32 protein-coding genes and 1 other RNA gene are annotated in these 24,490 nt (G+C 71.7%); 16 read left to right on the top strand and 17 right to left on the bottom strand.

The features are described 5' to 3' along the window. Positions 1-298: 298 nt before the first annotated feature. From AC3IF1_RS01525 to AC3IF1_RS01515, 3 genes are all read right to left on the bottom strand, one after another. Entirely contained in the window at positions 299-790 is a 492-nt protein-coding gene (locus AC3IF1_RS01525) for a dihydrofolate reductase (RefSeq protein ID WP_489215316.1), read from the bottom strand. Further along, on the bottom strand, positions 787-1,581 hold the full coding sequence (locus AC3IF1_RS01520; protein ID WP_489215314.1) for a thymidylate synthase: 795 nt from the start codon (positions 1,579-1,581) through the stop codon (positions 787-789). The genes AC3IF1_RS01525 and AC3IF1_RS01520 overlap by 4 nt, the downstream gene beginning before the upstream one ends. A 64-nt stretch (positions 1,582-1,645) precedes the next feature. Then, a complete protein-coding gene (locus tag AC3IF1_RS01515; RefSeq protein ID WP_489215312.1) occupies positions 1,646-2,491 on the bottom strand; it encodes a CPBP family intramembrane glutamic endopeptidase in 846 nt (281 codons plus the stop codon). On the opposite strand from AC3IF1_RS01515, the gene ssrA reads away from it, so the two are divergent. After that, positions 2,483-2,865, top strand: a transfer-messenger RNA (tmRNA) gene (gene ssrA, locus AC3IF1_RS01510). The genes AC3IF1_RS01515 and ssrA overlap by 9 nt on opposite strands. 66 nt (positions 2,866-2,931) lie before the next feature. Then, complete coding sequence (locus AC3IF1_RS01505; RefSeq protein WP_489215310.1) at positions 2,932-3,558, top strand: SspB family protein; 627 nt, start codon at positions 2,932-2,934, stop codon at positions 3,556-3,558. A 380-nt stretch (positions 3,559-3,938) separates the two neighbouring features. Here the strand turns inward: AC3IF1_RS01505 and AC3IF1_RS01500 are convergent, their stop codons facing one another. Then, positions 3,939-4,130: a hypothetical protein gene (locus tag AC3IF1_RS01500; RefSeq protein ID WP_489215308.1), complete on the bottom strand. Its 192-nt coding sequence runs from the start codon at positions 4,128-4,130 to the stop codon at positions 3,939-3,941. Positions 4,131-4,301: 171 nt separating this feature from the next. Then, entirely contained in the window at positions 4,302-5,690 is a 1,389-nt protein-coding gene (locus AC3IF1_RS01495; protein WP_489215306.1) for a cytochrome P450, read from the bottom strand. Positions 5,691-5,810: 120 nt separating this feature from the next. Here AC3IF1_RS01495 and fumC point away from each other — a divergent pair, with 120 nt between their 5' ends. The 6 genes from fumC (at position 5,811) to AC3IF1_RS01465 (ending at position 9,825) form a co-directional block, all read left to right on the top strand. Then, entirely contained in the window at positions 5,811-7,220 is a 1,410-nt protein-coding gene (fumC, locus tag AC3IF1_RS01490) for a class II fumarate hydratase (RefSeq protein WP_243971141.1), read from the top strand. Between the two features lie 63 nt (positions 7,221-7,283). After that, on the top strand, positions 7,284-7,487 hold the full coding sequence (locus AC3IF1_RS01485) for a DUF4169 family protein (RefSeq protein ID WP_489215303.1): 204 nt from the start codon (positions 7,284-7,286) through the stop codon (positions 7,485-7,487). Then, a complete protein-coding gene (locus tag AC3IF1_RS01480; RefSeq protein WP_243971144.1) occupies positions 7,484-7,729 on the top strand; it encodes a ribbon-helix-helix domain-containing protein in 246 nt (81 codons plus the stop codon). The genes AC3IF1_RS01485 and AC3IF1_RS01480 overlap by 4 nt, the downstream gene beginning before the upstream one ends. Before the next feature lie 81 nt (positions 7,730-7,810). Continuing rightward, positions 7,811-8,428: a ParB-like protein gene (locus AC3IF1_RS01475; RefSeq protein ID WP_243971146.1), complete on the top strand. Its 618-nt coding sequence runs from the start codon at positions 7,811-7,813 to the stop codon at positions 8,426-8,428. A 255-nt stretch (positions 8,429-8,683) separates the two neighbouring features. After that, on the top strand, positions 8,684-9,616 hold the full coding sequence (mepA, locus tag AC3IF1_RS01470; protein WP_243971148.1) for a penicillin-insensitive murein endopeptidase: 933 nt from the start codon (positions 8,684-8,686) through the stop codon (positions 9,614-9,616). Between the two features lie 50 nt (positions 9,617-9,666). Beyond that, on the top strand, positions 9,667-9,825 hold the full coding sequence (locus tag AC3IF1_RS01465) for a hypothetical protein (RefSeq protein WP_243971150.1): 159 nt from the start codon (positions 9,667-9,669) through the stop codon (positions 9,823-9,825). Positions 9,826-9,828: 3 nt separating this feature from the next. Here AC3IF1_RS01465 and msrA read toward each other — a convergent pair whose 3' ends face one another. Continuing rightward, positions 9,829-10,485 (bottom strand): peptide-methionine (S)-S-oxide reductase MsrA, encoded by a 657-nt coding sequence (msrA, locus tag AC3IF1_RS01460; RefSeq protein WP_489215300.1) that lies wholly within the window; start codon positions 10,483-10,485, stop codon positions 9,829-9,831. 157 nt (positions 10,486-10,642) lie between these two features. Between msrA and AC3IF1_RS01455 the strand changes: the two genes are divergently transcribed. Beyond that, positions 10,643-11,155 (top strand): PAS domain-containing protein, encoded by a 513-nt coding sequence (locus AC3IF1_RS01455; protein ID WP_489215298.1) that lies wholly within the window; start codon positions 10,643-10,645, stop codon positions 11,153-11,155. 13 nt (positions 11,156-11,168) lie between these two features. Here AC3IF1_RS01455 and AC3IF1_RS01450 read toward each other — a convergent pair whose 3' ends face one another. Then, a complete protein-coding gene (locus tag AC3IF1_RS01450; protein WP_489215296.1) occupies positions 11,169-11,489 on the bottom strand; it encodes a PetM family of cytochrome b6f complex subunit 7 in 321 nt (106 codons plus the stop codon). 197 nt (positions 11,490-11,686) lie between these two features. Between AC3IF1_RS01450 and AC3IF1_RS01445 the strand changes: the two genes are divergently transcribed. Further along, positions 11,687-12,364 (top strand): HAD family hydrolase, encoded by a 678-nt coding sequence (locus tag AC3IF1_RS01445; RefSeq protein WP_489215294.1) that lies wholly within the window; start codon positions 11,687-11,689, stop codon positions 12,362-12,364. 395 nt (positions 12,365-12,759) lie between these two features. Beyond that, positions 12,760-13,047 (top strand): hypothetical protein, encoded by a 288-nt coding sequence (locus AC3IF1_RS01440; protein ID WP_489215292.1) that lies wholly within the window; start codon positions 12,760-12,762, stop codon positions 13,045-13,047. Positions 13,048-13,096: 49 nt separating this feature from the next. Here AC3IF1_RS01440 and AC3IF1_RS01435 read toward each other — a convergent pair whose 3' ends face one another. Together AC3IF1_RS01435 and AC3IF1_RS01430 are read right to left on the bottom strand one after the other, a co-directional pair. Next, entirely contained in the window at positions 13,097-13,819 is a 723-nt protein-coding gene (locus tag AC3IF1_RS01435; protein ID WP_489215290.1) for an invasion associated locus b family protein, read from the bottom strand. Positions 13,820-13,925: 106 nt separating this feature from the next. Next, positions 13,926-14,207 carry a hypothetical protein gene (locus AC3IF1_RS01430; protein ID WP_243971161.1) on the bottom strand — a complete coding sequence of 94 codons (282 nt, stop codon included), beginning with the start codon at positions 14,205-14,207 and terminating at the stop codon, positions 13,926-13,928. A gap of 121 nt (positions 14,208-14,328) precedes the next feature. Between AC3IF1_RS01430 and AC3IF1_RS01425 the strand changes: the two genes are divergently transcribed. Beyond that, complete coding sequence (locus AC3IF1_RS01425) at positions 14,329-14,490, top strand: hypothetical protein (protein WP_489215288.1); 162 nt, start codon at positions 14,329-14,331, stop codon at positions 14,488-14,490. Positions 14,491-15,263: 773 nt separating this feature from the next. Then, positions 15,264-15,758: a DUF305 domain-containing protein gene (locus tag AC3IF1_RS01420; protein WP_489215286.1), complete on the top strand. Its 495-nt coding sequence runs from the start codon at positions 15,264-15,266 to the stop codon at positions 15,756-15,758. A 269-nt stretch (positions 15,759-16,027) separates the two neighbouring features. On the opposite strand, the gene AC3IF1_RS01415 is transcribed toward AC3IF1_RS01420, so the two are convergent. After that, entirely contained in the window at positions 16,028-16,708 is a 681-nt protein-coding gene (locus tag AC3IF1_RS01415) for a peptidoglycan-binding domain-containing protein (protein WP_489215284.1), read from the bottom strand. A 27-nt stretch (positions 16,709-16,735) separates the two neighbouring features. Beyond that, entirely contained in the window at positions 16,736-18,628 is a 1,893-nt protein-coding gene (locus AC3IF1_RS01410; protein ID WP_489215282.1) for a PAS domain-containing sensor histidine kinase, read from the bottom strand. A gap of 295 nt (positions 18,629-18,923) precedes the next feature. Between AC3IF1_RS01410 and AC3IF1_RS01405 the strand changes: the two genes are divergently transcribed. Further along, the gene (locus AC3IF1_RS01405; RefSeq protein ID WP_489215280.1) at positions 18,924-19,229 is read left to right on the top strand and encodes a hypothetical protein; all 306 of its coding nucleotides are present in this window, start codon (positions 18,924-18,926) and stop codon (positions 19,227-19,229) included. An 11-nt stretch (positions 19,230-19,240) separates the two neighbouring features. Here the strand turns inward: AC3IF1_RS01405 and AC3IF1_RS01400 are convergent, their stop codons facing one another. The 4 genes from AC3IF1_RS01400 to AC3IF1_RS01385 all read right to left on the bottom strand — a co-directional run bounded on the left by AC3IF1_RS01400 (position 19,241) and on the right by AC3IF1_RS01385 (position 21,979). Beyond that, the gene (locus tag AC3IF1_RS01400) at positions 19,241-20,371 is read right to left on the bottom strand and encodes a DUF2336 domain-containing protein (RefSeq protein ID WP_489215278.1); all 1,131 of its coding nucleotides are present in this window, start codon (positions 20,369-20,371) and stop codon (positions 19,241-19,243) included. Between the two features lie 155 nt (positions 20,372-20,526). After that, complete coding sequence (locus AC3IF1_RS01395; RefSeq protein WP_243971172.1) at positions 20,527-20,880, bottom strand: hypothetical protein; 354 nt, start codon at positions 20,878-20,880, stop codon at positions 20,527-20,529. Positions 20,881-20,951: 71 nt separating this feature from the next. Next, the gene (locus AC3IF1_RS01390; RefSeq protein ID WP_243971174.1) at positions 20,952-21,413 is read right to left on the bottom strand and encodes a GNAT family N-acetyltransferase; all 462 of its coding nucleotides are present in this window, start codon (positions 21,411-21,413) and stop codon (positions 20,952-20,954) included. Positions 21,414-21,451: 38 nt separating this feature from the next. Then, complete coding sequence (locus AC3IF1_RS01385) at positions 21,452-21,979, bottom strand: cupin domain-containing protein (RefSeq protein WP_243971176.1); 528 nt, start codon at positions 21,977-21,979, stop codon at positions 21,452-21,454. A 204-nt stretch (positions 21,980-22,183) separates the two neighbouring features. Between AC3IF1_RS01385 and AC3IF1_RS01380 the strand changes: the two genes are divergently transcribed. After that, positions 22,184-22,369 (top strand): hypothetical protein, encoded by a 186-nt coding sequence (locus AC3IF1_RS01380; RefSeq protein WP_489215275.1) that lies wholly within the window; start codon positions 22,184-22,186, stop codon positions 22,367-22,369. Between the two features lie 49 nt (positions 22,370-22,418). Here AC3IF1_RS01380 and AC3IF1_RS01375 read toward each other — a convergent pair whose 3' ends face one another. Beyond that, entirely contained in the window at positions 22,419-22,922 is a 504-nt protein-coding gene (locus AC3IF1_RS01375; RefSeq protein ID WP_243971180.1) for a Ros/MucR family transcriptional regulator, read from the bottom strand. Positions 22,923-23,318: 396 nt separating this feature from the next. Between AC3IF1_RS01375 and AC3IF1_RS01370 the strand changes: the two genes are divergently transcribed. After that, on the top strand, positions 23,319-23,729 hold the full coding sequence (locus AC3IF1_RS01370) for a PaaI family thioesterase (RefSeq protein ID WP_243971182.1): 411 nt from the start codon (positions 23,319-23,321) through the stop codon (positions 23,727-23,729). A 48-nt stretch (positions 23,730-23,777) separates the two neighbouring features. Here AC3IF1_RS01370 and AC3IF1_RS01365 read toward each other — a convergent pair whose 3' ends face one another. Further along, a complete protein-coding gene (locus AC3IF1_RS01365; protein ID WP_243971184.1) occupies positions 23,778-24,482 on the bottom strand; it encodes a glutathione S-transferase family protein in 705 nt (234 codons plus the stop codon). Between the last annotated feature and the right edge of the window lie 8 nt (positions 24,483-24,490).

Genomic DNA, 24,490 nt, shown 5'->3' with positions numbered 1-24,490 from the left:
TCGCCCGTCTAGTCCCGGATGGCCGGGCGATCCGGCCCCTCGCAGGCCTAGCGCATCATCCTGGATATCGGAACCAGGACGACGCGTAGGTCTTTGGTTTTGCATCATCTTTTTCCGAAAGCCGGAAACCGCCTCTCGGGATGATGCTCTAAGCGCTTGCACGGGCGCATCGTCCCGCAAGATGTGCAAGCCTGCGGTGAGCGCACGCACCCGATTGGCACCTGCGGGCGCGCCCCCCATGCTGTCAAGGCTGGCAGGTGGGCATGCGCGACGCCAAAGGCAAATGCGGCGGCGCGCCTCAGCGCACCCGCTCCCAATCGACGAACGCGAACGCGTGCGCGTCGCGGAGGCCCGCCGGGTGCTGCTCGCGGAAGGTTTCGCGGAAGCGGGCCCGGTCGAAATCCGGGAATCGCACGTCGCCCTCCGGATCGGCCGCGACCTCGGTGAGGTGGAGCCGATCGGCCCGCGGAAGCGCGATTGCGTAGATCTCGGCGCCGCCCACCACCATCAGCTCCGGCCCGGCGGCAGCCGCCAGCGCGGAATCCCAATCGTGGACGATCTCAGCGCCCTCCGCCCGGAAGGTACGGTCCCGGGTGAGCACCAGCGTGCGGCGGCCCGGGAGCGGCCGGCCGATCGAGTCCCAGGTCCTGCGGCCCATCAGCATCGGCTTGCCCAGGGTCAGGGCCTTGAACCGCTTCAGGTCGCTGGAGAGATGCCAGGCGAGGCCGTTGTCGCGGCCGATGACGCCGTTGCGGGCGATGGCTGCCACCAGCGCGACGATCGGGCTCATACCGCCACCGGGGCGGCGATGGCGGGGTGCGGGTCGTAGCCCGCGACGGAGACATCCTCGTACCGGAAGGCGAACAGGTCGCGGACCTCGGGATTGAGCCGCAGCTGCGGCAGCGGGCGCGGGGCGCGGGCGAGCAGGGTGCGGGTCTGCTCCAGGTGGTTCCGGTAGAGATGCGCGTCGCCGAAGGTGTGGACGAAGTCGCCGACGCCGAGGCCGGTCACCTGGGCGATCATGTGGGTGAGGAGCGCGTAGCTCGCGATGTTGAACGGCACGCCCAGGAAGGCATCGGCCGACCGCTGGTAGAGCTGACAGGAGAGCCGCCCGTCGCTCACGTAGAACTGGAACAGGCAGTGGCAGGGGGCGAGCGCCATCCGGTCGAGGTCGGCCGGGTTCCAGGTCGAGACGATCAGGCGGCGGGAGTCGGGGTTGCGGCGGATCTCGCCCAGCACCCAGGCAATCTGGTCGACGGTGCCGCCGCCGGGCTTCGCCCAGGAGCGCCACTGCTTGCCGTAGACCGGGCCGAGGTCGCCGGCCTCGTCCGCCCACTCGTCCCAGATCGTCACGCCGTTCGCCCGCAGGGCGGCCACGTTGGTGTCGCCGGTGAGGAACCAGAGCAGCTCGTGGATGATCGAGCGCAGATGCAGACGCTTGGTGGTGACCAGCGGGAAGCCGGCCGACAGGTCGAAGCGCATCTGGTGGCCGAACACCGAGAGCGTGCCGGTGCCGGTGCGATCGTCCTTGGCGGCGCCCGCGTCGAGGATGCGCCGGAGCAGGTCGTGATAAGCGTCCATCGGCCCTTCCTGCGCGCCGGCGCGGCGCCCGGCAAGCGCGGCGCCGACATATGCACCGCTCCGCTCAGGGCGGCCACAGCAGGTAGGTCACGAGGGCGAGGTTCGACCAGCCGTGGAGGGCGATGCCGGGCCAGAGCCGGCCGGTGCGCCAGCGCAGCCAGCCGAGCGCCAGGGCGAGGGGCAGGAGCGAGACGGGCCGGGCGAGCCCCCAGGACGAGACGTGGGCGGCCGCGAAGATCACGGCTGTGACCAGGATCGCCCCCGCCGGCCCCAGGGCCGCGTCGGCGCGGGCATAGGCCTCGCCGCGCAGCAGCAGTTCCTCGGCCACCGGGGCCAGGATCGTGAGATAGGCGAGCCATGCCGCCACCGCGGCCTGGCTCATGAACGGCGACAGCCGGACGTGCTGGCCAAAGCTCGCGCCGAACAGCTCCGCGGTGCCGGTCACCCAGGCGATGTGCAGCACCGGCCAGACCAGGAGCAGCCCCAGCAGCGCCACCGGCCGCATCCCGTTCTGGCGTTCCCGGTCGAGGGCGAGGCGGCGGCGCCACCCGGCCCGGTCCCGCCACCACGCGCCGCCGAGCACGAAGGCCGCGAGGAAGACCTGGCGCAGGGCGTCGACCGCGAAGGCCCGGTGGGCGAGTTCCACCGCGCTGAGGAACTGGCGCCGCTCCGGCGGCAGGAACGGGTCGATCCCGTTCCACAGGTCGAACCCGACGCGCACGCTCGCCAGCGAAAGCAGGCTCGCGGCGCCGAGGTAGAGGATGACGAGCCCGATCAGGACGGCGAGGCGCCCCATCGCGGACCAGACGCGCCCCGGCCGGGGGCCGCCGCCCGGGGACTGCGCGCTTCCCGCAACAGCCTCGCCGAGAGACTTGCCATGAGACAGCGACGCGACACGATCGGGCTTCAAAACCGGACCGATCCCCTCTATATCTTGGGTGCCGGTCGCGAGGCCGGCTATGGCGATAAACGTTCTTCGCAATAAACCTATCGGACCCGGGGGCGGTACCCGGCGCCTCCACCCGAACCCAGGACATGCTGCCGCAAGGCGCGTGACGGGAGCCTGGGCTCCGGCGGGGGCGAAGTGAGGATCGACGAGGGCGTAAAGGTTGGACTTTCGCTCGGCATGGTTCCGCCGTTATCGGGCCTCTGCAACAGTTGCCAACGACAACTTTGCTCCGGTGGCGGTGGCCGCGTAAGCGGTCCCCAATATCGATCTGAAGTCCTAGCGGGTAGCACCGCATAGGCGGGGTCCGGAGGCACCTGGCACCAAAAGCCTCCACTTCATTCCTCGGTCCGGCCATCCGCGGCGGGGCGCCGGGCACAGACCGGGCTAGAGCGCGACCGCAGATGGCAGACGACCTGATCCGCTACGATCTCCTGGTACAGGACGCCCTGCGCGGCGTCGTGCGCAAGGTGCTGACCGACGCGGCCCGCGAAGGGCTGATGGGGGAGCACCATTTCTACGTGTCATTCCGGACGGAGGCGCCCGGCGTGCGGATGTCGCAGGCCCTGCGCGAGAAATACCCGCAGGACATGACCATCGTCCTCCAGCACCAATTCTGGGACCTCAACGTCACCGAGCACGCCTTCGAGGTCGGCCTGTCCTTCTCGGGCGTCCCGGAGCGGCTCCTGGTGCCGTTCGACGCCCTGTCGGGCTTCTTCGACCCCTCCGTGCAGTTCGGCCTGAAGTTCGACCTGAGCGAGGCCGGCGAGACCCCCGAGGAGGCCAACACCGCCCCGGCCAAGTCCGGCCCGCGCGGCGCGGGCTCCGAGCCCGGCGAGGTCCGCCCCAAGGGCTCCGGTCTCGCCACGATCGGCGCGGCCGCGCCGAAGGGCCTGCCGGCCCCCGCGGCCCAGGGCGACAAACCCACCGGCAAGCCGGACGAGAAGGCCCCCCGCCCCGCCGCCAAGAAGGAGGGCGAGGAGGCCGGCGCCGAGGTCGTGAGCCTCGACGCCTTCCGCAAGAAGAGCTGAACGCTCCGGGTCGAATCGATGGCCCGGGCACTCAGGAGTGGACGAGGGGATCGCGCGGCTAGGGCTGTCGGCGAGCGAGCGGAAGCACCGCGCGAAGCGCTTCTAAGCGCTTCAGATCTTGGCCCTCGCCGTAGCCGTGTCGGCCCTCGGCCTCGGCGGTCTCTTCATTGCGTCACGGCTCTACGACCGCAAAACCCGTCAGCTTGAGGCGCGTCAGGGCGAGGAGCGTACGTTCGAACGACGGTCTGAAGGCTTACCCGATCGCCGGCATCGATCGCTCAGGACGACCTGCTCGATGATCGCCCGGAGAGCTGGCGCGCGACACCGGCAGGATTTTAGACCGCGCCGACGCCAAGAGGCTTGTCGTGCCCTGTAGCTGATCACGGGCTCAGCAGTTTGACGCAGGCGGCGCCCGCGCCGAAGAAGGCCGCCACTGCCGCCATGCCGGCCAAAGCGATGGAGAGCGGGGCCAGGATACGGTCCCGACCGAGTTCAAGCGTCTCGGCGCGCAGCTTCACTGCCACGGCCTGAAGCTTGGTCTGCTCGTCGATGAGCTTACGCTGCTCGGCCACGAACGTTTCCGTTTCGGCATTGGAGCGCAGGAGGCGGGCGACCTGCTCGCCGTAGCCCAGCGTGGCGGGAGCAAGGGTATCGGCCGTCGCGGTTCGTGCCTGAGTCCAGCCTGAGCGAAGTTTTCGTCTCGGTCAGCGCTGTGAGAACGCACCGGGAACCCGTTGACCCGCTCAGGCCCGCCCCTCGGCCTCCATGCGCAGCCCGTGCTCCGGCCGCAGCGTCACCCGGTGGAGCGGCGTGACCGGTGGGTGATCCGCCGGCAGGTGGAACCGCACCGCCCGCACGATGTGGGCCAAGAGGATCACCGCCTCCTGAACCGAAAAGCTCTGGCCGATGCAGACCCGCGGCCCGGCGCCGAACGGCAGATAGGCGAAGCGCGGGATGCTGTCGCGGTTCTCGGGCAGGAACCGCTCCGGCACGAAGGCCTCGGGATCCTCCCACAGCAGGTGGTGCCGGTGGAGCACCCAGGGCGCCACCATCACCAGCGAGCCCCGCGGCACCTTGATCCGCCCGAGCCGGTCGTCCCGGACCGCCTGCCGGCTGAGGAAGGGCACCGGCGGGAACAGCCGCATCGCCTCCTCGATCACCGCCCGGGTGAAGGGCAGCCGCTCCACGGCGAAATCCCCCGGCCCCGCGGCATCGACCTCGGCCTCGATCCGCGCCTGCGCGGCGGGATCCTGCGACAGGCAGTAGAGCGTCCAGGTCAGGGAATTGGCCGTGGTCTCGTGGCCGGCGGCGATGAAGGTGACGATGTTGGCCTTCACGGCGAGATCCGAGAGGCCGGTGCCGGTCTCGGGATCCTGCGCCGCCAGCAGCAGGGTCAGCAGGTCCCGGGGCGCCTCCCCCTGCGCCATCAGCCCCTTGCGCCGGGCGATCAATTCGTCGACCACCTCGGCGAAGAAGCGCCCGGCCGGCCGCGCCCGCAGGCGGCCGATCCGCGGCACGAAATCGGGCACGCCGAACACGTCGAGGGGGTCGATCGGCCCCACCGCCTCCAGGAAGCGCGTGATGGCGCGGCCCAGCGCGTCCGGGTCGCCCGGCAGCCCCTGCGTGAAGATCGTCCGTTCCAGCACGTCCAGGGTGACCCGGGTCATCTCCAGGGCGACGTCGACCCGCTTGCCGGCCCGGCGGGCGAGGCGCCGCCCGAGCTTGGCGCCGGCGGCATTCATGGCCTCGGAAAAACCCTGGACGGTGCGGGCGTTGAAGATCGGCGCCAGGGTCCGGCGCTGGAGCCGCCACTCGTCGCCCTCGGCGCTCAGCAGGCCGTTGCCGAGCCCCGGGGCCAGGACCCGCCGCTGGAGGTCGTCCTTGCGGTAGCCGTCGGCGTTCTCGACGAGCAGGTAGCGGATCAGCGCCGGGTCGCTCACCACGGTGATCCGGCCCATCGCGCCCTCGGCCGCCACGACCGGCAGCTTGAAATGCACGTCCATCCAGGTGGTGATCGGGTTCTTCCGCGCCGCCCGCAGGAACTCGAACAGGCCCAGCGGCTCGCGCAGCGGCGGCGGCACGGCGGGGCGGAACCGGGTGACGGGCTCGGGGAGATCGATCGTCGCGCTCATCGGCTCCTTCCGGCGGGAACAGAGCCCCGCCCTTGTCGGTGCGCCGGGGAAAACCGGCATCGCGATTCACCCGCGCCTCATTTAAGTAGGCACCGCACTGCACCAGACGTAGAGGCCACGATGTCGCCCACCGAGACCGCCACCCGCACCGAGTCCGACACCTTCGGTCCGATCGAGGTCCCGGCGCATCGCTATTGGGGCGCGCAGACCCAGCGCTCGATCCAGAACTTCAAGATCGGCACCGACCGGATGCCGGCGCCGCTGGTGCACGCGCTCGGCCTCGTGAAGCAGGCCGCCGCCCTGGTGAACAAGGATCTCGGCGCCCTGGAACCGAAGCTCGCCGACGCCATCGCGGCCTCGGCCGCCGAGGTGGTGGAGGGCCGCTACGACGACGAGTTTCCGCTCGTCATCTACCAGACCGGCTCGGGCACCCAGTCCAACATGAATGCCAACGAGGTGATCGCCAGCCTCGCCAACGAGCGGCTCGGGGCTAAGCGCGGCGGCAAGTCCCCGGTCCACCCGAACGACCATTGCAACCGCGGCCAGTCCTCCAACGACACCTTCCCCACCGCCATGCACATCGCGGTGGCGCGGGAGATCCAGGGCCGCCTGCTGCCGGCCCTGAGCCACCTGCACACGGCCCTCGACGCCAAGGCCCGGGCGTTCGCCTCGATCGTCAAGATCGGCCGCACCCACCTGCAGGACGCGACCCCGGTCTCCCTCGGCCAGGAATTCTCCGGCTATGCCGCGCAGGTGGCTCTGGGCGGCGCGCGCGTCGCCGCGACCCTGCCGGGCGTGCTGGCGCTGGCCCAGGGCGGCACCGCGGTCGGCACCGGCCTCAACGCCCACCCGGAATTCGCCGACCGGTTCGCCGCCAAGGTCGCGGACCTGACCGGGCTGTCCTTCACCTCGGCCGAGAACAAGTTCGAGGCGCTGGCCACCCACGACGCCCTGGTGTTCACGCAGGGCGCGCTCGCCGCCCTCGCCGCCGGCCTGTTCAAGATCGCCCAGGACATCCGCTTCCTCGGCTCCGGCCCGCGCTCCGGCCTCGGCGAGCTGTCCCTGCCCGAGAATGAGCCCGGCTCCTCGATCATGCCCGGCAAGGTCAACCCGACCCAATGCGAGGCGCTGACCATGGTCTGCGCCCAGGTGATCGGCAACGGCACCACGGTGAGCTTCGCCGGCAGCCAGGGCAATTTCGAGCTCAACGTGTTCAAGCCGGTGATTGCCAACGCGGTCCTGCAATCGATCCGGCTGCTCGCCGACGCCGCGGTGAGCTTCACCGACAATTGCGTGGTCGGCATCAAGGCGAACGAGGACAAGATCGCCGACCTGATGAGCCGCTCCCTCATGCTGGTGACGGCGCTCGCCCCCTCGATCGGCTACGACAAGGCCGCCGAGATCGCCAAGACAGCGCACAAGAACGGCACGACCCTCAAGCAGGAGGCCCTGCGCCTCGGCTACGTCACCGAGGCGGAGTTCGAGCGCGTGGTCCGGCCGGAGACCATGCTGGCCCCCAGCGCCGACTGATTTTTTTTGGGATCTGGCCGGCGCGTCTCTCATGCGCCGGTCGCCACCATCGGGAGGCGATCCGTGGCTGAGATCATCAACCTGCGTCAGGTCCGAAAGGCGAAGGCCCGCGCCGGGGCCGACGCGAAGGCCCAGGCCAACCGGATCGCCTTCGGGCAGCCGAAGAAGGCCAAGACCCTCCAGCAGCGGCGCAAGTCCCTGGAGATCGAACGCCACGAGGGCCATCGCCTCGACCGGCGCGAGCCGGATCCCGATTCGGCGGAATGACCGGTCCCTCCGTGGGCGCGGGCGTCACCAAGCGCTCCGTGATGATCGCCGGGCACCGCACCAGCATATCCCTGGAGGAGCCGTTCTGGGCGGCGTTGCGCGAGGTCGCGGCGGCGCGGGGCCAGTCGGTCCAGGCCCTCGTCGGGGCCATCGATGCCGGGCGCGGCGGGCAGAACCTGTCCTCGGCGATCCGGGTGTTCGTGCTGGACGCGGTGCGCCGGCCGCCGCTGCAGCAAACGTGAGCGCCCGCGGGCCGGCTTGGCCTTTCAGGCTGCGGCGTTGTGTGACATCCCCATGACAAGATCACGCAGGAAGCACGACTCATGACCACCCGCGAACCGCTGCTCAAGCCCGTCCCGATCGCCGAGTTGCGGCCGACCCAGATGACCGTGGGCTACCGGGAAGTCGCGGAGAAGCGCCGCCGCTGGCGGGCCTATGACGGCGACAAGAAGCGGGAATTCCTCGGTGCCCACCAGATCCCGACGGTGCTGGGCCCCAAGAAGCGCCACTACGTCGTCGATCATCACCACCTCTCCCGCGCCCTGCAGGAGGAGGGCGTCAAGGATGTGCTGGTGACGGTGATCGCCGACCTGCACCATCTCGAGAAGGACGCGTTCTGGACGGTGTGCGATCACAAATCCTGGGTCTATCCCTACGATGCCGAGGGGGTGCGCCGCGACTTCAAGGACCTCCCGAAGACGATCGCCGACCTCGCCGACGATCCCTTCCGCAGCCTCGCGGGCGAATTGCGCCGGGCCGGCGGCTTCGCCAAGGACACGACGCCGTTCAGCGAGTTCCTGTGGGCGGATTTCCTCCGGCGCAACATCAAGGAGAAGCGTGTCGAGCACGATTTCTCGGCGGCGATGGAGAAGGCCATGGCGTTGGCCAAGTCCAAGGATGCCGGCTACCTGCCCGGCTGGTGCGGCCCCTCGGAGGGCTGAGGCGCCCTCGGATCCCCCGATAGGGCGCCGCGTCGCCGCGGCGGTGGATCTGTTCCTCCCGGGCGCCGTCCGTGGCCGGATCGGTGTCCTCGGGGCTGCGGGCCGGGGCGGCGCACATCTGAGCCGATCGCCCAGTCGCCGTCATCGGTGCCGCCCGAGCTGTCGTGCGCGTCTGCCCGAAAAACGCCCCTTGCTGGGGCCACGTTCCGGCGCGCGCCCGCGCCCGCCCTCCCGATGACGGACGAACAGCCCCGCATGCCGATGCCGCGCCCTGCCATCCCTCTGGCCAAGAGCCTGATGCTCGCCGCCCTGCTCCTGCCCGCCGCCGCGCACGCCCAGGACCTCGGCAGCGTCAACCCGAAGCCCCTGCCGCCGCTGGAGCATCCGGACGCCCCATCGACCCCCGCCAAGGCCCTGTTCGGGCGCGTCACCCGGGGCTCGTCCGGGCCGGCCCATATCTACGGGTTCTACGCCAAGGGCTGCTTCGCCGGCGGCGAGGCCCTGCCGCTGGACGGGCCGAGCTGGCAGGTCATGCGCCCGTCCCGCAACCGGATGTGGGGCACGCCGTATCTTGTCACCTTCCTGGAGCGGCTGTCGCAGAAGGCCGGCCGGGTGGGCTGGCCGGGGCTGCTCGTCGGCGACATGGCCCAGCCCCGGGGCGGCCCGATGATCACGGGCCACGCCTCGCACCAGATCGGCATCGACGCCGATGTCTGGCTGACGCCGATGCCCGATCACCGCATGAGCCGGGCGGAGCGCGAGGAGACCTCGGCCACCGACATGGTCCGGCCCGACCGGCTCGACATCGACCCGCAGGTCTGGACTCCGACGCATCTGCAATTGATCAAGCTCACCGCCGAGCAGCCGGAGGTGGAGCGCATCTTCGTCAACGCGGCGATCAAGAAGGCGCTCTGCCGCGAGGCCGCGGGCAGTTCCTGGATGTCCAAGGTGCGCCCGATGTACGGGCACAACTACCACTACCATATCCGGCTCTCCTGCCCGGCCGGCCAGGAGGATTGCCAGCCGCAGGCCCCGCCCCCGGGCGGCGACGGCTGCGACGACCTCGGCTACTGGTTCTCGGACGCGGTGCTCCATCCCAAGCCCGCCAAGACGCCGGCCAAGCCGAAGCCCGCCATGACCATGGCGGCCCTGCCGGCCGCCTGCCGGACGGTGCTCAAGGCGCCGTGAGGCGATCGGCGGCGGTTCGCGAACCGGGCATGCCGTGCTAACGCCCCGGAATGCCCCGCTGGCTTTTCCTCATCCTCGCCACCGCCGTCGCCCTCTCGGTCCTGGGCAGCGTGCTGATCGTGCTGCGCAGCCCGAACAGCACGCCGCCCCTGGGGGGCAGCGCCCCCGCGGCGGCAGGCGCACCGCCGCGGCCCGGCGGCAACCCGTGAGGCTCAGGCCGCGACGCCGGTCCCCACCGGGCAGCTGACGCCGGTGCCGCCCAGGCCGCAATAGCCGCTGGGGTTCTTGGCGAGGTACTGCTGGTGGTAGCCTTCCGCGAAGTAGAACTGCTCCAGCGGCCGGATCTCGGTGGTCACGTCCGGGTAGCCGCGCGCCTGCAGGGCCTCGGCATAGGCCGTCCGCACCGCCCGGGCGGTCGCCTCCTGCGCCGGACCGGTGGTGTAGATCCCCGACCGGTACTGCGTGCCGACATCGTTGCCCTGGCGCATGCCCTGGGTCGGGTTGTGGCTCTCGAAGAAGGTCCGCAGCAGCGCGTCCAGCGGCAGGACCGCCGGGTCGAAGGCGACCAGCACCACCTCGTTGTGGCCGGTCTGGCCGGAGCAGACCTCTTCGTAGGTCGGGTTCGGGGTTAAGCCGCCGGCATAGCCCACGGCCGTCACGAACACGCCCTGCGGCACTTGCCAGAACCGGCGCTCGGCGCCCCAGAAGCAGCCGAGCCCGAGGACGATCGTCTCGGTGCCCGGCGGATAGGGCCCCTTGAGCGGGTTGCCGTTGACGTAGTGGGTCTCGGCGGTCGGGAGCGGCGTCGGGCGGCCGGGCAGGGCGTCGGCGGGGCTCGGCATCTCGGGGCGCTTGCGGAACAGGAACATCGGCTTGCCTTCCGGTCACTCGGGTCCCGCCAATATGGGGACGCGCCCGTCGACGAGAAAGCTTCCGGGCTCTTCGAAGCGCGAAACCTAGACGAAGGACTGGACCTCGCTGACGATTTCCGGCTTGTAGCCCGCAGGGGGCGGCCCGGGTGCCGCCATGCGGGGGCGGGGCCGGATGGAGACGGGCGGGAGTGCCACGGGCCACGTGCCGGACAACCTCAAGATGGAGGCGCACCGGGGCGATCCCTTCGCGGCGGCCGTCCGCGCGACCCGGATGCCGATGATTATCACGGACCCGCGGCAGCACGACAATCCGATCGTGTTCGTGAACGACGCCTTCCTGAAGCTCACCGGCTATACCCGGCTCGACGTGACCGGCCGGAACTGCCGCTTCCTCCAGGGGCCGGAGACCGATCCGGCGGCCGTCGACCGGCTCCGCGACGCCATACGGCAGCAGGCGGACATCCGGGTCGATCTGGTCAATTACCGCAAGGACGGCTCGACCTTCCACAACGCGCTCTATGTCGGGCCGGTGCGGGATGCGGCCGGCACGGTCGTCTACTACTTCGCCTCGCAGATCGACGTGAGCGAGCGCTACGCCCTGACCGCCGAGATCGAGCGGCTGAAGGGCGAGCTCGCCGAGGCCAGGGCCCGGCTCGATCAGCGATAGGGGCGCGGCGCGCTCAGGGCTTCGTCAGGAAGCCGATCGGCTCGCGGCCGGGCTGGCCGAGCCAGAGCAGCACCGCCCCGAGCCCCAGCCCGATCAGCGAGGCCGGCGCCAGGGTGAGCGGCAGACCCAGCACGTGCCACAGCCAGGGTGCCGCCCCCTCGACGCTGCCCTGCAGGGCGCCGGCCCGGTCCTTGAACAGGGTGGCGATCACCTCGGAGAGCGCCGTCACCCGCAGGCCGTTATTGGCGATGGAGCGGGCACCGTCATAGACCAACGCGACGAAGCCGCCGGCCATCAGCAGGAAGCCCAGGACGCGGACCAGGAAGCGGAGCATCGCGGATTCTTCCGAAGCCTTCTTGCGCGCCCGGCCGGCGCCCGCCCAGGGAGTATGAGGCCGGGCCGCCGGGTGCAAGGGCGGCCACGGGTCGTGGGCTCCGCGCGGCGAAGCGTCGACCCCGCGCGGTTGCCGGTCCGGGGAGCCCGTGTCACAGGGGCGGGCGGCGGCGGGCCGTGGGGGAAGAACGGTCGGTCTTGGACGCGCGTGCGAAACAACTCGGCCTCGTGATCTTCGATTGCGACGGCGTCCTGGTCGACAGCGAGCCCCTGAGCCTCGCCTGCCTCACCGCCGGCCTCGTCCGGATCGGCGTGGCGATCGACCTCGCCACCGTGCGGAGGCGCTTCACCGGCATGGCGATGCCCTCGATCATGGCGCAGGTCGCCCAGGATTACGGGGTCACGGCGCCCCCGGATTTCGTCGCGGCGGTCAAGGAAGAGACCCTGGCGCTGTTCGATGCGGACTTGAAGGCGATGCGCGGCGTCGCCGCGGCGGTCGCGGCCCTCGGCCTGCCGTCCTGCGTGGCCTCGAGCAGCGATCCGGTGCGCCTGCGCCATTCCCTGACGCTGACCGGGCTGCTGCCTCTGTTCGGCGCGCACGTCTTCTCCTCGTCCCAGGTGGCCCGCGGCAAGCCCTTCCCGGACCTGTTCCTGTTCGCCGCCGCCCGCATGGGGGTCGCCCCCGGGGCCTGTCTGGTGATCGAGGACAGCGTGCCCGGCGTCACGGCCGCCCGGAGCGCCGGCATGCGGGTCGCCGGGTTCACCGGCGGCGGTCATTGGGGCCACGACCCCGCGGGGGCCGACCTCGTGCGCGCCGGCGCCGCCCCGATCTTCTCGGATTTCTCCGATCTCGCCGCCATCGTCGAAGGCGCCTGACGGATCCCGTCTTCCCGGAGCCCGATCGGGGCCGCGCCCTTGCCAGAGGGGCCCCGAAAAACGGAATTCGGTTCCGTTGACGGGGCGCGGCGGCGGCGCCATCTTCGGTGGTGCCGCGGAGGGGTCGTCCCCGCCGCGGCCGCGGTGATTTGAGAAGCGTCGCTTGCGCCGCGTCATCAAACGCTAAAGCACTGCGACGGCCCCAGCGCCGCGCGGTCCTTCAGTCTGGAGGACATCCGATGTCGAGCCGGCTTCACCCCGACGCCCACGCGCTCCCGAACGCGCCCTGCTCCCGCGCTCAAGACCGGCGCTGTCGACGCTAGCGCGCCGACCATCATGCAGCAGTCATCGCGTTCCGGCATGGCTTCACGCCGGCCCAGGGAGTTCCAAGTGCCATGCACAGTCTCTTCACAGAGCCCACGCCCGGCGACCGCCTTACCCCCGCCGAGCTGCCGTCGCCGGCTGAGCCGCCGCGGGTGATCGAGATCGGCGAGATCACCGCCGGGATCGCTGTGCCCGAAGGGCGCGGGGTGCGGTTCTTCTCGTCCGCCCGCGATTTCGACGGGCTCGACGGGGCCCTGTTCCGCACCGCCGAGCAGGCGGCCCGCGCGGCCCGGGCGCGGATGCGCCCCCGGGCTCAGGCCGACGCCCGGCAGGCTCAGCCCCGCCTCCGCCGGGCCTGACCCGAGCGACCGGCGCGTCGGCCCCGCCCGGATGATCCGGCCGGGCGGTCTACCGGCCGCACTCGTCGCGGGTGCGCTTCATGGCTTCGGCGAAGCCGCCGAGGGCGTATTCGTCGCTCGTCGGGTTGCCGTGCATCGAGGTGGTCTTGATGACGAGCTTCGGGTTGCGGGCGCTCATTTCGGAGACGACCCGTCCTTCCTCGGCGGGGTTCTGCAGCCACGCGTTCCCGTCCTTCACCACGAGGCCGTAGCGGCTGGCGCCGAGATTGAGGCTCGGATCGGTGGGCGCGGCGGCCGAGCCGGGCTTGAGTTGCGCGGCCGCGGGCTTCGACGGGAAGCCCAGCATCACCGCCACCTCGTTCTGGACGTTCTCGCCCTTGCGCACGCTCACGAACAGGTAGGCGGTGTCGCGCTTCAGGGTCTTGGGCGAGCGCGTCTGCGGCTGCGCGATGGCGTAGCAGAGCTTGCCGCGGCCGTCGCCGTTCACGAACACGTTCCAGTCGCCGAAGATCGCCACCGGCGTGGCCTGCTGCATGCCGGGGGGCGTGGCCGGCTTCCGCTCGGTGCGGCTCGGCCGCTGGCGGCCGCGCCGGCGCCCGCGCGTGGCAGGGGCGGCATCGTCGGCGCTCGTATCGGGGGCGGCCTCCTGCGCCTGAGCCACCGTCGCGGCCAGGCCGGCCGCGCCGACCAGGCCTCCGGGGAGGCCGGTGACGAGCCCGGATGAGAGCAGGATGAGGGCTCCGGCCGGGAGCAGGCGGGGGACGCGGACCATCTTCACTTCCTGACGACGGGCGGCCTCATCAGGAGCCGCACCGGGGACGAGGATTAGTGAAGCTTGCGTAAAACGTCGGCAAGATGGCGAGGCGGCTCAGCCGAGGTCAGATCGCCCGGGCCTCCGCGGCCTGGGCGGCGATCACGACGGCCACCGCGGCGACCGGCTCGACCGCCGCGCCGACAGGGCAGGGCACCGCGTTCGGCTGAGCCGGGGCGGCGCGTTTGCGGGGCGGGTCGTTGTACGGGGTGTTGTATCCCTTCCGCACGGCCGCCCAGTAGCAATCCCGCGCCAGGTCCGAGCCCGTGAGGGCGGCGTCGATCATCGCTGTCGCCCGTGCTGCGAGATCCGGTACCTCGTCCGGCTTCAGCCAACTCTCGACATGCATCCGGCGCACTCCGTTCCACACGGCGAAGCTTGTACCTGATCGGACTTAGCCAGATGGTGAACGCGCGGCGCCGGAGATGGTTGCGCTGCACAATTCCGGTTCGTGCCTGTGGGTAAGCGGGATGCTGGCCAACCAGACCGCCCGGGCCACCGACGGGATCGCGGCCCAGATCGGCGGGATCCAGGGGGCGACCCTGGACGCGGTCCTGGCGATCACCAGGATCGTCACGCGGATCACCGACCGCGATGGCGTGTCGGCCGCCCTTGCGGCATGGGCGCCGTGAACAGGGTCCCGGCGGTCGAGGGTCTGAACGCAATGCGCTTGGCTATCTGAGCGGCTGGTTCCGACCCAACCGAGCCGCCCGGACCGCCGTCGGCGCTTCTCCAAAGCGGCTCTTCGTCAGCCCTCCGGCAACTTCGGCTTGGGGTGGGAAGCGGCGGTTGAAATCGGATCAGTTGATATCGGTTCTCAGCCCTGTAGCCCACAAATTGACGCCAGCCTGGGCCCACTGTTACGTCCCCAGCATCTGAACCTGGATGCCCGTCAAAGGCTGAGCTTGGGCCTTATCGCGTACCTGACAAGGATCATCGTTCTGGCCGTCATGCTGACGGCCGGCGGCGTTGTCGCGTCCGCGCAGGCTCACGAAGGCCATGGCGGAACCCACGCTGTCAGGCACGACCATTCGGGAGACGTCGGCGCCGCTGCGGGGGGGGGCGCGGCCGCGGCTACCATCGGGGCGAGTGCCACCCACCACGGGTGTCCCGACGGGCGGCCTGGTTGCCCGTCCTGCAACCTTGGGTCAGCGTGCTGCTCGCCAGCCGTGACCGGTGACGTCGCCGGTCTCGCGGGTCCGAGCGATCGTGGTTGCCGGATCGCCTTCCCAGAGCCGCCGGTCCTGTCCGGGCGCGAGCCCGAGCGTCCGGCTGAGCCCCCGAGACCGCTCGGCGCCTGAGCCGCCGCCGGCGCGGGTCGTCGCGGCGCATCCCCGACAATCCCAATTCTTCGCCCGCGATCCGCCGTCGAGCGGCCGATGGGGCGTATGCCATAGGACGTACCATGCGATATCTTATTGCCGCAGCCACGCTGCTGGCCGCCACCACGGCTGCGTGGGCCCAGCACCATGGTCACGACGCCAGACCGAAACCGGCCGCGGCGCAGACACCGGCCACGCAAGAGTTCGTGGCGGCCCATCACAGGATGATGGCGGCGATGGAACAGCCGTACACGGGCGATCCGGACGCGGATTTCCGCATCCAGATGATCCCGCACCACCAGGGCGCCATCGACATGGCTCGGGTTGCGCTGAGCCGTGCCAAGGACCCGTGGACGCGTCAGCTCGCCGAGGCAATCATCGTCGAGCAGCAGCGCGAGATCTACGACATGCGCAACTGGCTGGCCCGGCACGGCTACGCCGCGCCTCCCGGTGGCGAGCCGGTCCATGTGATCGGTTGGAACTCCTACCGGACCCTGCCGCCGAGTGAGGGCTCCCTGGAGGAGACACAGGGCCGGTCGTGGGCTCCTGGGTCGGGGCTGCCTGAACAAGGCCGGTAGCCGAAGATTGACACGGCGGGACGGTGACGTCCCGCCGTGTTCAAGGGCTGGCCCTGAAACTATCGTCAGATGCGATGAATGAGATATAACATCTTTGCTTTGGGCGATGCGCGGGAGCGAAGATGACGTCCGCTTCAAGTCGTGGCTTCTCGAAAGCGGACTGACGGAAATCCACCCGTTGCGGACATCGCCACGGCCAAGCTGATTGAGTTCAGACCCTGGAATGATGCCGTGGCGGTGACAGGCCGGGCTTTGTCCGGGACGATGCCCTAACCGTGGCCCGCCCGGGCGACCAGTTCGCGCAGCGTCCGGCCCGTGGCCGCGCCGGTGACCGGCAGCTTGGCGCCGCGCTCGAACGTCTCGATCGCCGCCCGGGTGCCCGGACCCATCGCGCCGTCCGGCTTGATCGGGTAGCCGAGCTTCGACAGGGCCCGCTGGGCCCGCAGCACCGGATCCGCGTCCGGCGCGGGCTTCGTCTTGAGGGCCGGCTTCGCGGCGGTCCGGGCCGGGGCGGCCTTCGGAGTCACCGACGCGGTGGTCTCGTCGGCGCGGATCAGCGCGCCGATCGCGTCCCGGGGCTCCGGCTTGGCGGGGGCTGGCGGCGCGGAGCGCTCCGGTTCGGTGCGGACCGGCTCCCGCGCGATCTCGCGCACCGGCTCCCGAACGGCCTCCCGCGCGGCGGGCGCCTTCTGGGCGAGCTTGGGCAGGATCGGGGCCGGATGGCGCCCGGCCTGGTAGCCGAGGGCGTTGACGCAGATGAATCCCGCCGCGCCCAAACCCACGAGGCTGCCGAGGACGGTGCCCGGGCTGTTCCGGCAGGTGGTGCCGGTCGCCCGCAGGGCACCGACGAGGACGGACCGCCAGTCGCCGGGGACCGCGGCGCGGCGCAGGGCGGGGCGACGCGCGCGGCCGGCTTCGCCCGGTACGGTGATCTCTCGGTAGCCTGACATCGGGTCTCCTTCCGGGGGATCTGTGGCTCAGCCGGTGCGGCGCAGGACCGAACCCGACGGGGCCGACTCGGGGCCCGGTTCCGCGTCGAACAGGCCGAGCGGCAGGCGCACCACGCGGCGCGGCGGGGGGGCGCCCCGCACGGCGGTGCGGATCGGGGCCGGGCTGCCTTCGGACGCCGGCGTCCGGCACAGGCGGGGCAGGGTCACGGTGACCACGGTGCCGGCCTGCGGCGCGCTCTCGATCAGCACCGCGCCGCCGTGCAGGCCGACCAGGCCCTGGACCACCGAGAGGCCGAGGCCAGTCCCCTCGTGGGGGCGCTTGTAGCCGCCGGCCCCGGCCTGGAAGAACGGCGTCCCGAGCTTGGGCAGGTCCTCGGCGCCGATCCCGAGCCCGGTATCGGCGACGACGATGTCCAGGCCGTCGATGCCGCCGCGCAGGGACAGGTCGACCCGGCCGCCGCGCGGGGTGAACTTCACGGCGTTCGAGATCAGGTTGATCAGGATCTGCCGGCAGGCGCCGGGGTCGGCGGTGATCTCCACCGGGCCGGAGGCGGAGACCGCGAGGGTGAGGCCCGCCGCCTCGGCCTTGAGGCGCATCAGGTCGCAGCAGGACCGCAGGAGCGACGCGATGTCGAAGGTCTCCGGCGCGTAGTCGAAGTTGCCGCTCTGGATCCGGCTCATGTCGAGGAGCGTGTTGACGACGCCGAGGAGGTGGTGGCCGGAGGCGCCGATGATCCCGGCATAGTCCCGCGCCTGGTCGGGGCCGAGGCTGAGGGCGCCTTCCCCCGCCAGCACCTCGGAGAAGCCGATGATCGCGTTGAGCGGCGTGCGCAGCTCGTGGGTGACGTTGGCCAGGAACCGGCCCTTGATCGCGTCGGCCCGCTCGGCCTCGGCGCGGGCGCGCTCCAGCTCCTCGGCGTGGCGGTGGTGCTCGGTCATGTCGCGGGTCACCGCCACCACCGCCAGGGCGGCGTCGTGGGACCCGTGCAGGATGCGGTGGGCGCGCATCTCCGCGTGGATCAGGCGCGCCCCGTCGGTCCGGCCGGCGCCGGCCTCCACGTGCAGGCGCAGCGGCAGGGTGGCGGGCCGCCCGGTCGCGGCGACGTCGCTCACCGCCTTGAGGAAGGCCGGCCGGTCCGCCACGTGGACCCGCTCCAGCAGGCCGTGGCCGCACAGCCGCGCCGGCGCGCTGCCGAGCAGCCGGGTCGCCGAGACCGAGGCCTCCAGCACGCGGCCGTTGCGGTCGTGCCAGGTCACGAGATCGTCGATCGCCGAGAGCAGCAGCCGGTCCCGGGCCTCGTTGTCGCGCAGCCGGGCGCGCCACGCCCCCTCGTTGCGCAGGTGCTCGAGCACCTGGGCGGCGACGTGGCCGATCGCCGTGATCGCGAAGGCCGGCAGGGCGAGGCCGGCGGAGATGTCCATGACCGGCAGGGCGCCCGCGACGGCGCCGAGCCCGACCACCGCCAGCACCCCGAGGATCGCCATGGCGGCGGCCGCGACCGTCGCGCGCAGCGATCCGGAGACCAGCGCCTCCACGGGGATCGCCACCAGCCAGACCGCGGCCGGGGAGGCGGTGCCCCCGGTGATGCTCGCCAGCGCCACCACGACCCCGGTCAGCCCCGCCGCGGAGACCGCGTGGGCGAGCCACAGGGATCCGGTGCGGACGAGCAGCACGGCGGCGAAGACCGGCAGCAGCAGGCTCGCGATCGTCAGCACCTCGACGCCCGACGGCACCCCGCGCCAGAGCAGGTAGGGCGGCAGCGCGGCCATCATCACGGCGCCCGTGGCGAGGCGCGACACCAGGAAGCGCTGGTGGCGGGCCCGGGCGGCCGCGTCGTCCGCGACGGTGGCGTGAACCAGCCCCGCGAGACGGTCGTCGATCAAGGAAGTCAGGACTTTTTTAATGGGCAAGGCTGGCACACGCCGCGATGTATGCGTTTCCGCATCCCTCGCGCCTCCGGTTCGACTTCGAACGACTTCCGGACGGTCGCAGAGCCGGCTTAAACGAGTGTTGCGCGACTTGCCCGAACGGTTAGGATGCTTTCCGCGAGGTAACCAAGCGTTCTGAGACAAGCTTCATTCACCATCGCGCGCGAAAGCCCGAACCGGTTGAGGGCCGGTTCACGAAACCCGTCGAATCCTCGCATCCGCGCCCCGTGCCGGAGGCCGGCCTTCGGGCGGAGCGGCGCGCGACACCGAGCGGAGAGACGAATCCATGACCGTCCTGCTGCGCGCCGTTCTGGTGATCGGCGTGCTCTCGTATCTCGCGCTGATGCGGAGCGGCGCCGATCCCGCCGGCGAGGCCCGCAAGCTCGCCGGGGCGGTGCCGGGCGCCGGCGCGGCGCTGCCGGCGGCCCTCGACGCCCTCCCGCCCGAGAGCCGTGAGCGGGCCGTCCGCGCCGTGCTCGCCCGGGGCCTGATGGCGGAACTGAGCCGCCGGGCCGGGGAGCCCCCGGCCTCGATCGACACCCTCGAGGAGGCCGACAGGCAGCCCGCCTGGCGGGGCGTCGCCCCCCGCTGACGGCTCTCTGGTCAGCCCGCCTTCGCGCTGGACGCGACCCCCGCCCGCCCCGGTGCGGGCGCGCGCTGCCCGGCTCCGCGTTCGGCGCCCTGGCGCAGCTTGGCCTCCGGTCCGTGCAGCGGCTGGTGCGGCTCGCTCCGCACGCGCTCGGCGAGCGGCCGGTCGAGGAGCGCCGCGACGAGGTCCCGGGCCGCCGGCCGGCTCACGGTGCGGAACAGGCGGACGAGGTCGGAGACGCGCTCGGCGGAGCGCGCCACCCCCTGGTTGAGGGTGAGGAAGACGTAGACCGCCTCCTCTTCGTGCAGGCCGGCGGCGCGCAGGCCCAGGGTCAGGAGGTCGTAGCGGGCGCTGGCGTCGGCCACCACGGTGAGGAAATCGCGCGGCAGGCCGAGGCCGTCCGCCAGGGCCGCCACGAAGGCGCCGACATCGTGCGCCGCCGAGAGCCCGGTCAGGACCGCGCCGAGGTCGCGGGGCGGCGGCGGGCACGGGCGCAGGGCGGCGGTCGCCTCCACGGCCCGGCCGATCACCGCGCGGCGCATCGGGTCGGCGTGCAGGTAGAGGGGCACGAGATCGGCCGCGGAGACGTCGGGGCGCACCAGGAGCAGCCGGGCGAGGTCGGCGGCGCCGCGGCCCCGGTCCACGAGCCGGGTCAGAGCGGCGCCCCAGAGGGTGATTCCGAGGTTGGCGGCCAGCGCCCGGTCGATCTCGGGCCGGCCCTCCCGGGAGAGGTCGTCCACCGCCTCGCGGCTCAGCCCGGCCCGGGCGGCGATGCGGGCGGCGATGTCGGAGCCGTCGGCGAGGGCGGCCTCGATCAGGCCGCGGCTCAGCACCGGGGCCAGCTCCACCACCGCGTCGCGGGCGCCGCCGCCCCGGAATGCGAGCGCCTGCAGGACCGCCGGCGGCGTCTCGGGGCAGGGGGCGAGCTTCCGGGCGACCACCCGGGCCGTCTCCTCGTCCACCGTGGGGATCAGCCCGCAGGCCAGGGACTCGAAGATCTCGATCGCGTTCCGGTCCCGCACCGATGCCCGCACGAACAGATCGGTCTGCACCCGCAGGATCACGGGCTTGAGATCGAGATTCTCGATGCGTGAGAGTTCGAGGAGCCCGGACAGGTCCGGCGGAGCATCGACGGATGAGGGCATGGAGGATCGGTTTACGCAGGACTGCAGTAAGCTCACGCTAACCGCATCGACGTGAATCGACCTTTAAGGCGGCGCTGACGGGACCGTGCCGTCCTGCACCATCGCGGGCCACGGGCGGCGCATCCGCACCGCCGGCCACCGTCCGGCGCGGGGCCTCAATGCGTCAGCCAGAGCCCCAGCGCGAGCGCCACCGCCACCAGGACGATCACCCCGATGAAGGCGGGCACGACCCAGCTCTGCCGCTGGCGGGCGCGGCCCGCCGCGGCCTTCTCCGAGGGCGCCCGCTCGTTCTGCCGGGCGAGCCGGACCTCCTGCGAACTCGGCGGCGTCCCGCCGGCCTCCTCGCAGGTCCCGAGCGGCGCGGCCCCGACATCCAGGTGCGGGGCCTTGTCGGCGGTGCGGCCGCTGTCGATGTCGGCCTTGAGCTGGGCGGAGGTCGGCGTATCCGAATCCGGCGGGGGATCGGCCGGGAGATTGGCGGGCGGCGGCGGGGTCTCGGCGCGCAACATGGTCGGGGTCTCCTGCGTATCCCGGTCAACGCCCGGACGGGCCGTCGGCTGCGGTCAGGATGTCGCGGGGCTCAGACGTCGCCGGATCCCCGCTTCAGGAGCGGGCGGGCCAGGAGCCCGGCCGCCGCGACGAAGCCCGCCGCGGCGCAGAAAGCCTCCAGCGTGTCCTGGCCGGGCCCGACGCTCAGGAGCAGCCGGTCGCAGCCCGCCTGCCGCGCCGCCCGCCCGGCCGCCTTCAGCAGCACCCGCCCGATGCCGCGGCGCCGGGACTCGGCGGCGACCAAGAGGGTCGTGATCAGGCCGGCGGGCCGGGGGGCGTCGAGGGTTCGGACGGGGGTGAGGGCGATCAGCCCGCTCGGCGGTCCCCATTCCACGGCGACGAGGGCGGTGCCGCCGTCCCGCTGCAGCCCCTCGAGCCGGGCCGCGAGATCGGCGGCGCCGACCGCGAGGCCCGCCTCGCCCAGCAGCGCCGCGAGGCCGGCGGCGTCGGGGCCGGCGGCCGCGCGGATCTCCAGCCCGTATCGATTGCCCAATGCGCGCCCCGCCCGGTCTCAGCCCGATCGATCGCCCGTCAGACCCGGCGCCAGCCCGGCTGCGACGGGTCGACCAGCCTGTAATTGACCGGCGCCATGCCGCAGATGGCGATCACCGCGGGCTCCGGCCCGTCGCGGACCACGCCGTCGTAATGCGGCGTCCCCGCGACCCGGCGCACGAAGCTGCCGGCCTTCACCGGCACGCAGGCGGCGGGATCGAAATCCGCCCCGCTGTTGCACCACCACGTGCCGGACAGGACCATGCAGAACCGGTCGGAGGTGTAGGTGTGCGGCGCGCTCATGTAGCCCGGCCACCAGCGGATCAGCGTATAGTACAGGCCGGTGCCGTTGAGGTCGCCGGTGAGCGTGCACCGGTCGACGCTGCGCTCCGGGTAGTCCTTCGAGGGCTGCCACGGGAGATCGCCGGGGGCACGGATGATGGTCTGGTCGGGGTTCAGCGGGCTGCCCGTCGCCCCGTTCGCCAGGAGCAGCGGGAGCGTCCCGAGGAGCGAGGCCGCCAGCAGGTCGCGCCGGCTCGCCTCCGCCCGAATATGCGTCTCCGTCATCGCAGGATCCGTCCCTGTCGCCGGCGGCCAGCCCGCCGGCATCCGCACGGGCAACGCAGACGCCCGGGTTTCTCTCCCGGACCGGGCCCCCGCACGGTTTCAATCGCGCGGCGCTCTCAGCGGATCGGCCGGGCGTGGAACGCGCGGGGCGCCAACGGCATTGCTCCGCAGGATCGGCGGGGATGGGTCCGGCGGGGGTGGGTCATGGCGGATCGGGTGCGGGACCAAGTTCCGGACGAGCCGGACGGCAAGGATCCGAAGGCCGGGCCGCCGGAGCGCAGGCCCGGCGACGCGGCCGCGCCCGCCGAGGCCGAGCCCAGCGAGCGCCGGAAGGCCGAGACCGAGATCGCCGCCGGAGACGTGGCCGACGACCTCGCCGATTTCGCGTAAGGGGGACGGCCGGCGTGGCGCGCGCCGACCCCCACGGCGCGGCTTGTCGTCAGGCCGTTTCCTTGGCCTTGCGCGGACGGGCTGCGCGCTTCGGCTTCTCGGCGACTTCCTCCTCGGCGGGCTCCGGGGCCGCCGCGGACTTGCGGCGCTGCTGGCCGAGGCCGAGGCTGCGGGCGAGTTCGGAGCGCTGGGCGGAATAGCTCGCGGCCGTCGACGGATAGTCCCGCGGCAGCCCGAAGCGCTCGCGATACTGCTCGATCGTCAGACCGTTGCGCGAGAGATGGCGCTTGAGCGTCTTGTACGGCTTGCCGTCGATGAAGGAGATCAGCGCATCCGAGGTCACCGACTTGCGGATCTGGGCCGGCGTCGGCTTGTCGGCCGCCTCGGTGACGGCCGCCGCGGGGGCGGACAGCTTCGCCAGAGCGGCGTGGACGCCGGCGAGCAGACCGGGCAACTCGCTGATCGGCACGGAATTGTTTGAGACATACGCTGAGACGATGTCCGAGGCTTGCTCGATAAAGGTCTGCTGCTGCTCAGTGGCGTTGTCGTCCATCGATGATTCCCTCTATCCGGCGGTGGTGAGACAGTTCTAACGTCTGTGCAGCAAAATCAAGTCGTCGTCGAGCATTTCCCTGCACAGCGTGCCGCCCGTTAACACGCATATTATTCAAGCGCGGGGTCGAGCTGAAATCGTTGCCGGTGAAACCCGGTCGGCGGGACGGGCACTTTCACCAGTTCGCGGCCCTCGGCGCTCTGCCCGCGTGCCTCTGACGGGGATCAGGCCGGTCGCTTCGATTGCGAAGATCGGTTGTCGGTCTGACGAGACGCGTAAAATCTCGCGGCGCGTCCTGCAAAGGATCTTGGGCAAAGGATCTTGGGCACAGGATCTTGGGGCCGCGCGGCGCATGCGTCATAACGGGCCGGGCGGGACAGGACCGGGACGGTGGGCGTGGATCAGCAATCGGAGCCGGGCACCGTCTTCGGGGCCCATATCCCGTTCGTGGATTTCTGCGGGATCGAGGCGCTCGACGTGGCGGAGGGCCGGACGCGCCTGCGGCTCGTTTTGCGTCCGGAGCATGCCAACAACCTCGGCATCGCCCATGGCGGCGTGCTCTGCACCCTGCTCGACGTCGCCCTCGGGACGGCCGCCCGCCTCCGGGCCGGGCGGCCGGTGGTGACCCTCGACCTGCAGGCCCGGTTCCTCAATCCCGCCCGGGGCGAACTCGTGGCGGAGGGGCGCGTCACCCGGGCCGGGCGCGCGGTGATCTTCTGCGAGGCCGAGATCCGCGACGCGGCCGGGACGCTGGTGGCGAGCGCCACCGGCCTGCTCAAGCCGGTGGGCGAGGGCGCGCCCCGCTGACGCCCGGTCCGGCGCAGGCCTGCGCCGGACCGGGGCCTCAAAACCGTCCTAGGCAGTCTTGAGATGGTCGAGTTCCGTCAGCCCACTGCCGCCATCGGCGTAGGCCGCCTTGAAGCTCGCCCGCGCCTGCCAGCGCCGCCACAGGGCGTCGAGCTGCTCGAACCGCTCGTCGAGCGGGGTGGCGCAGACCGGGAATTTCGAGAACGCGATCGCCGTGCAGAGCGTGATGTCGGCGAAGGTCGGCTCGTCGCCGCCGAGCATCCAGGCGCGGCCATCCGCGAGGTGGCGGTCGACCAGGCCGGCATGCGCCAGCGCCTCCTTGCGGCAATGCTCGCCCCATTGCGGGTTGTGCGTCAGCTCCAGCTTCGGCCCGAGCCCCTGGTTCAGCACGTGGAACATCGTGGTGATCCGGTAGAGGATGTGCACCCAGATCCGGTTGTCCCACATCGTGTCGAGCCCCTGCTCCAGAGGCGTCTCGCCGGTGAGGCGGCGACCCGGATGGGCCGCGTCGAGGTAGCGCACGATCGCGGCCGTCTCGGACAGCACGGTCCCGTCGGCGAGCAGGAGGGTCGGCGTCTCGCCCCAGGGATTCATCTTGAGATGGCGCCATTGCCGCTGCTCGCCCCCCGGCGCCATGTCGTAGACCACCTCGTCGAACAGGTGGGCGATGCCCTTCTCGTGCGCGAACAGGCGCAGGCGCTGCGGATTCGGGAAGGCGGAGGGCGAGGTGAAGAGGCGAAGGGTGTCGGCCATGGTCTCGG

Source organism: Methylobacterium sp. E-012, from assembly GCF_057836545.1.
This window is presented reverse-complemented; position numbering and strand designations above follow the sequence as displayed.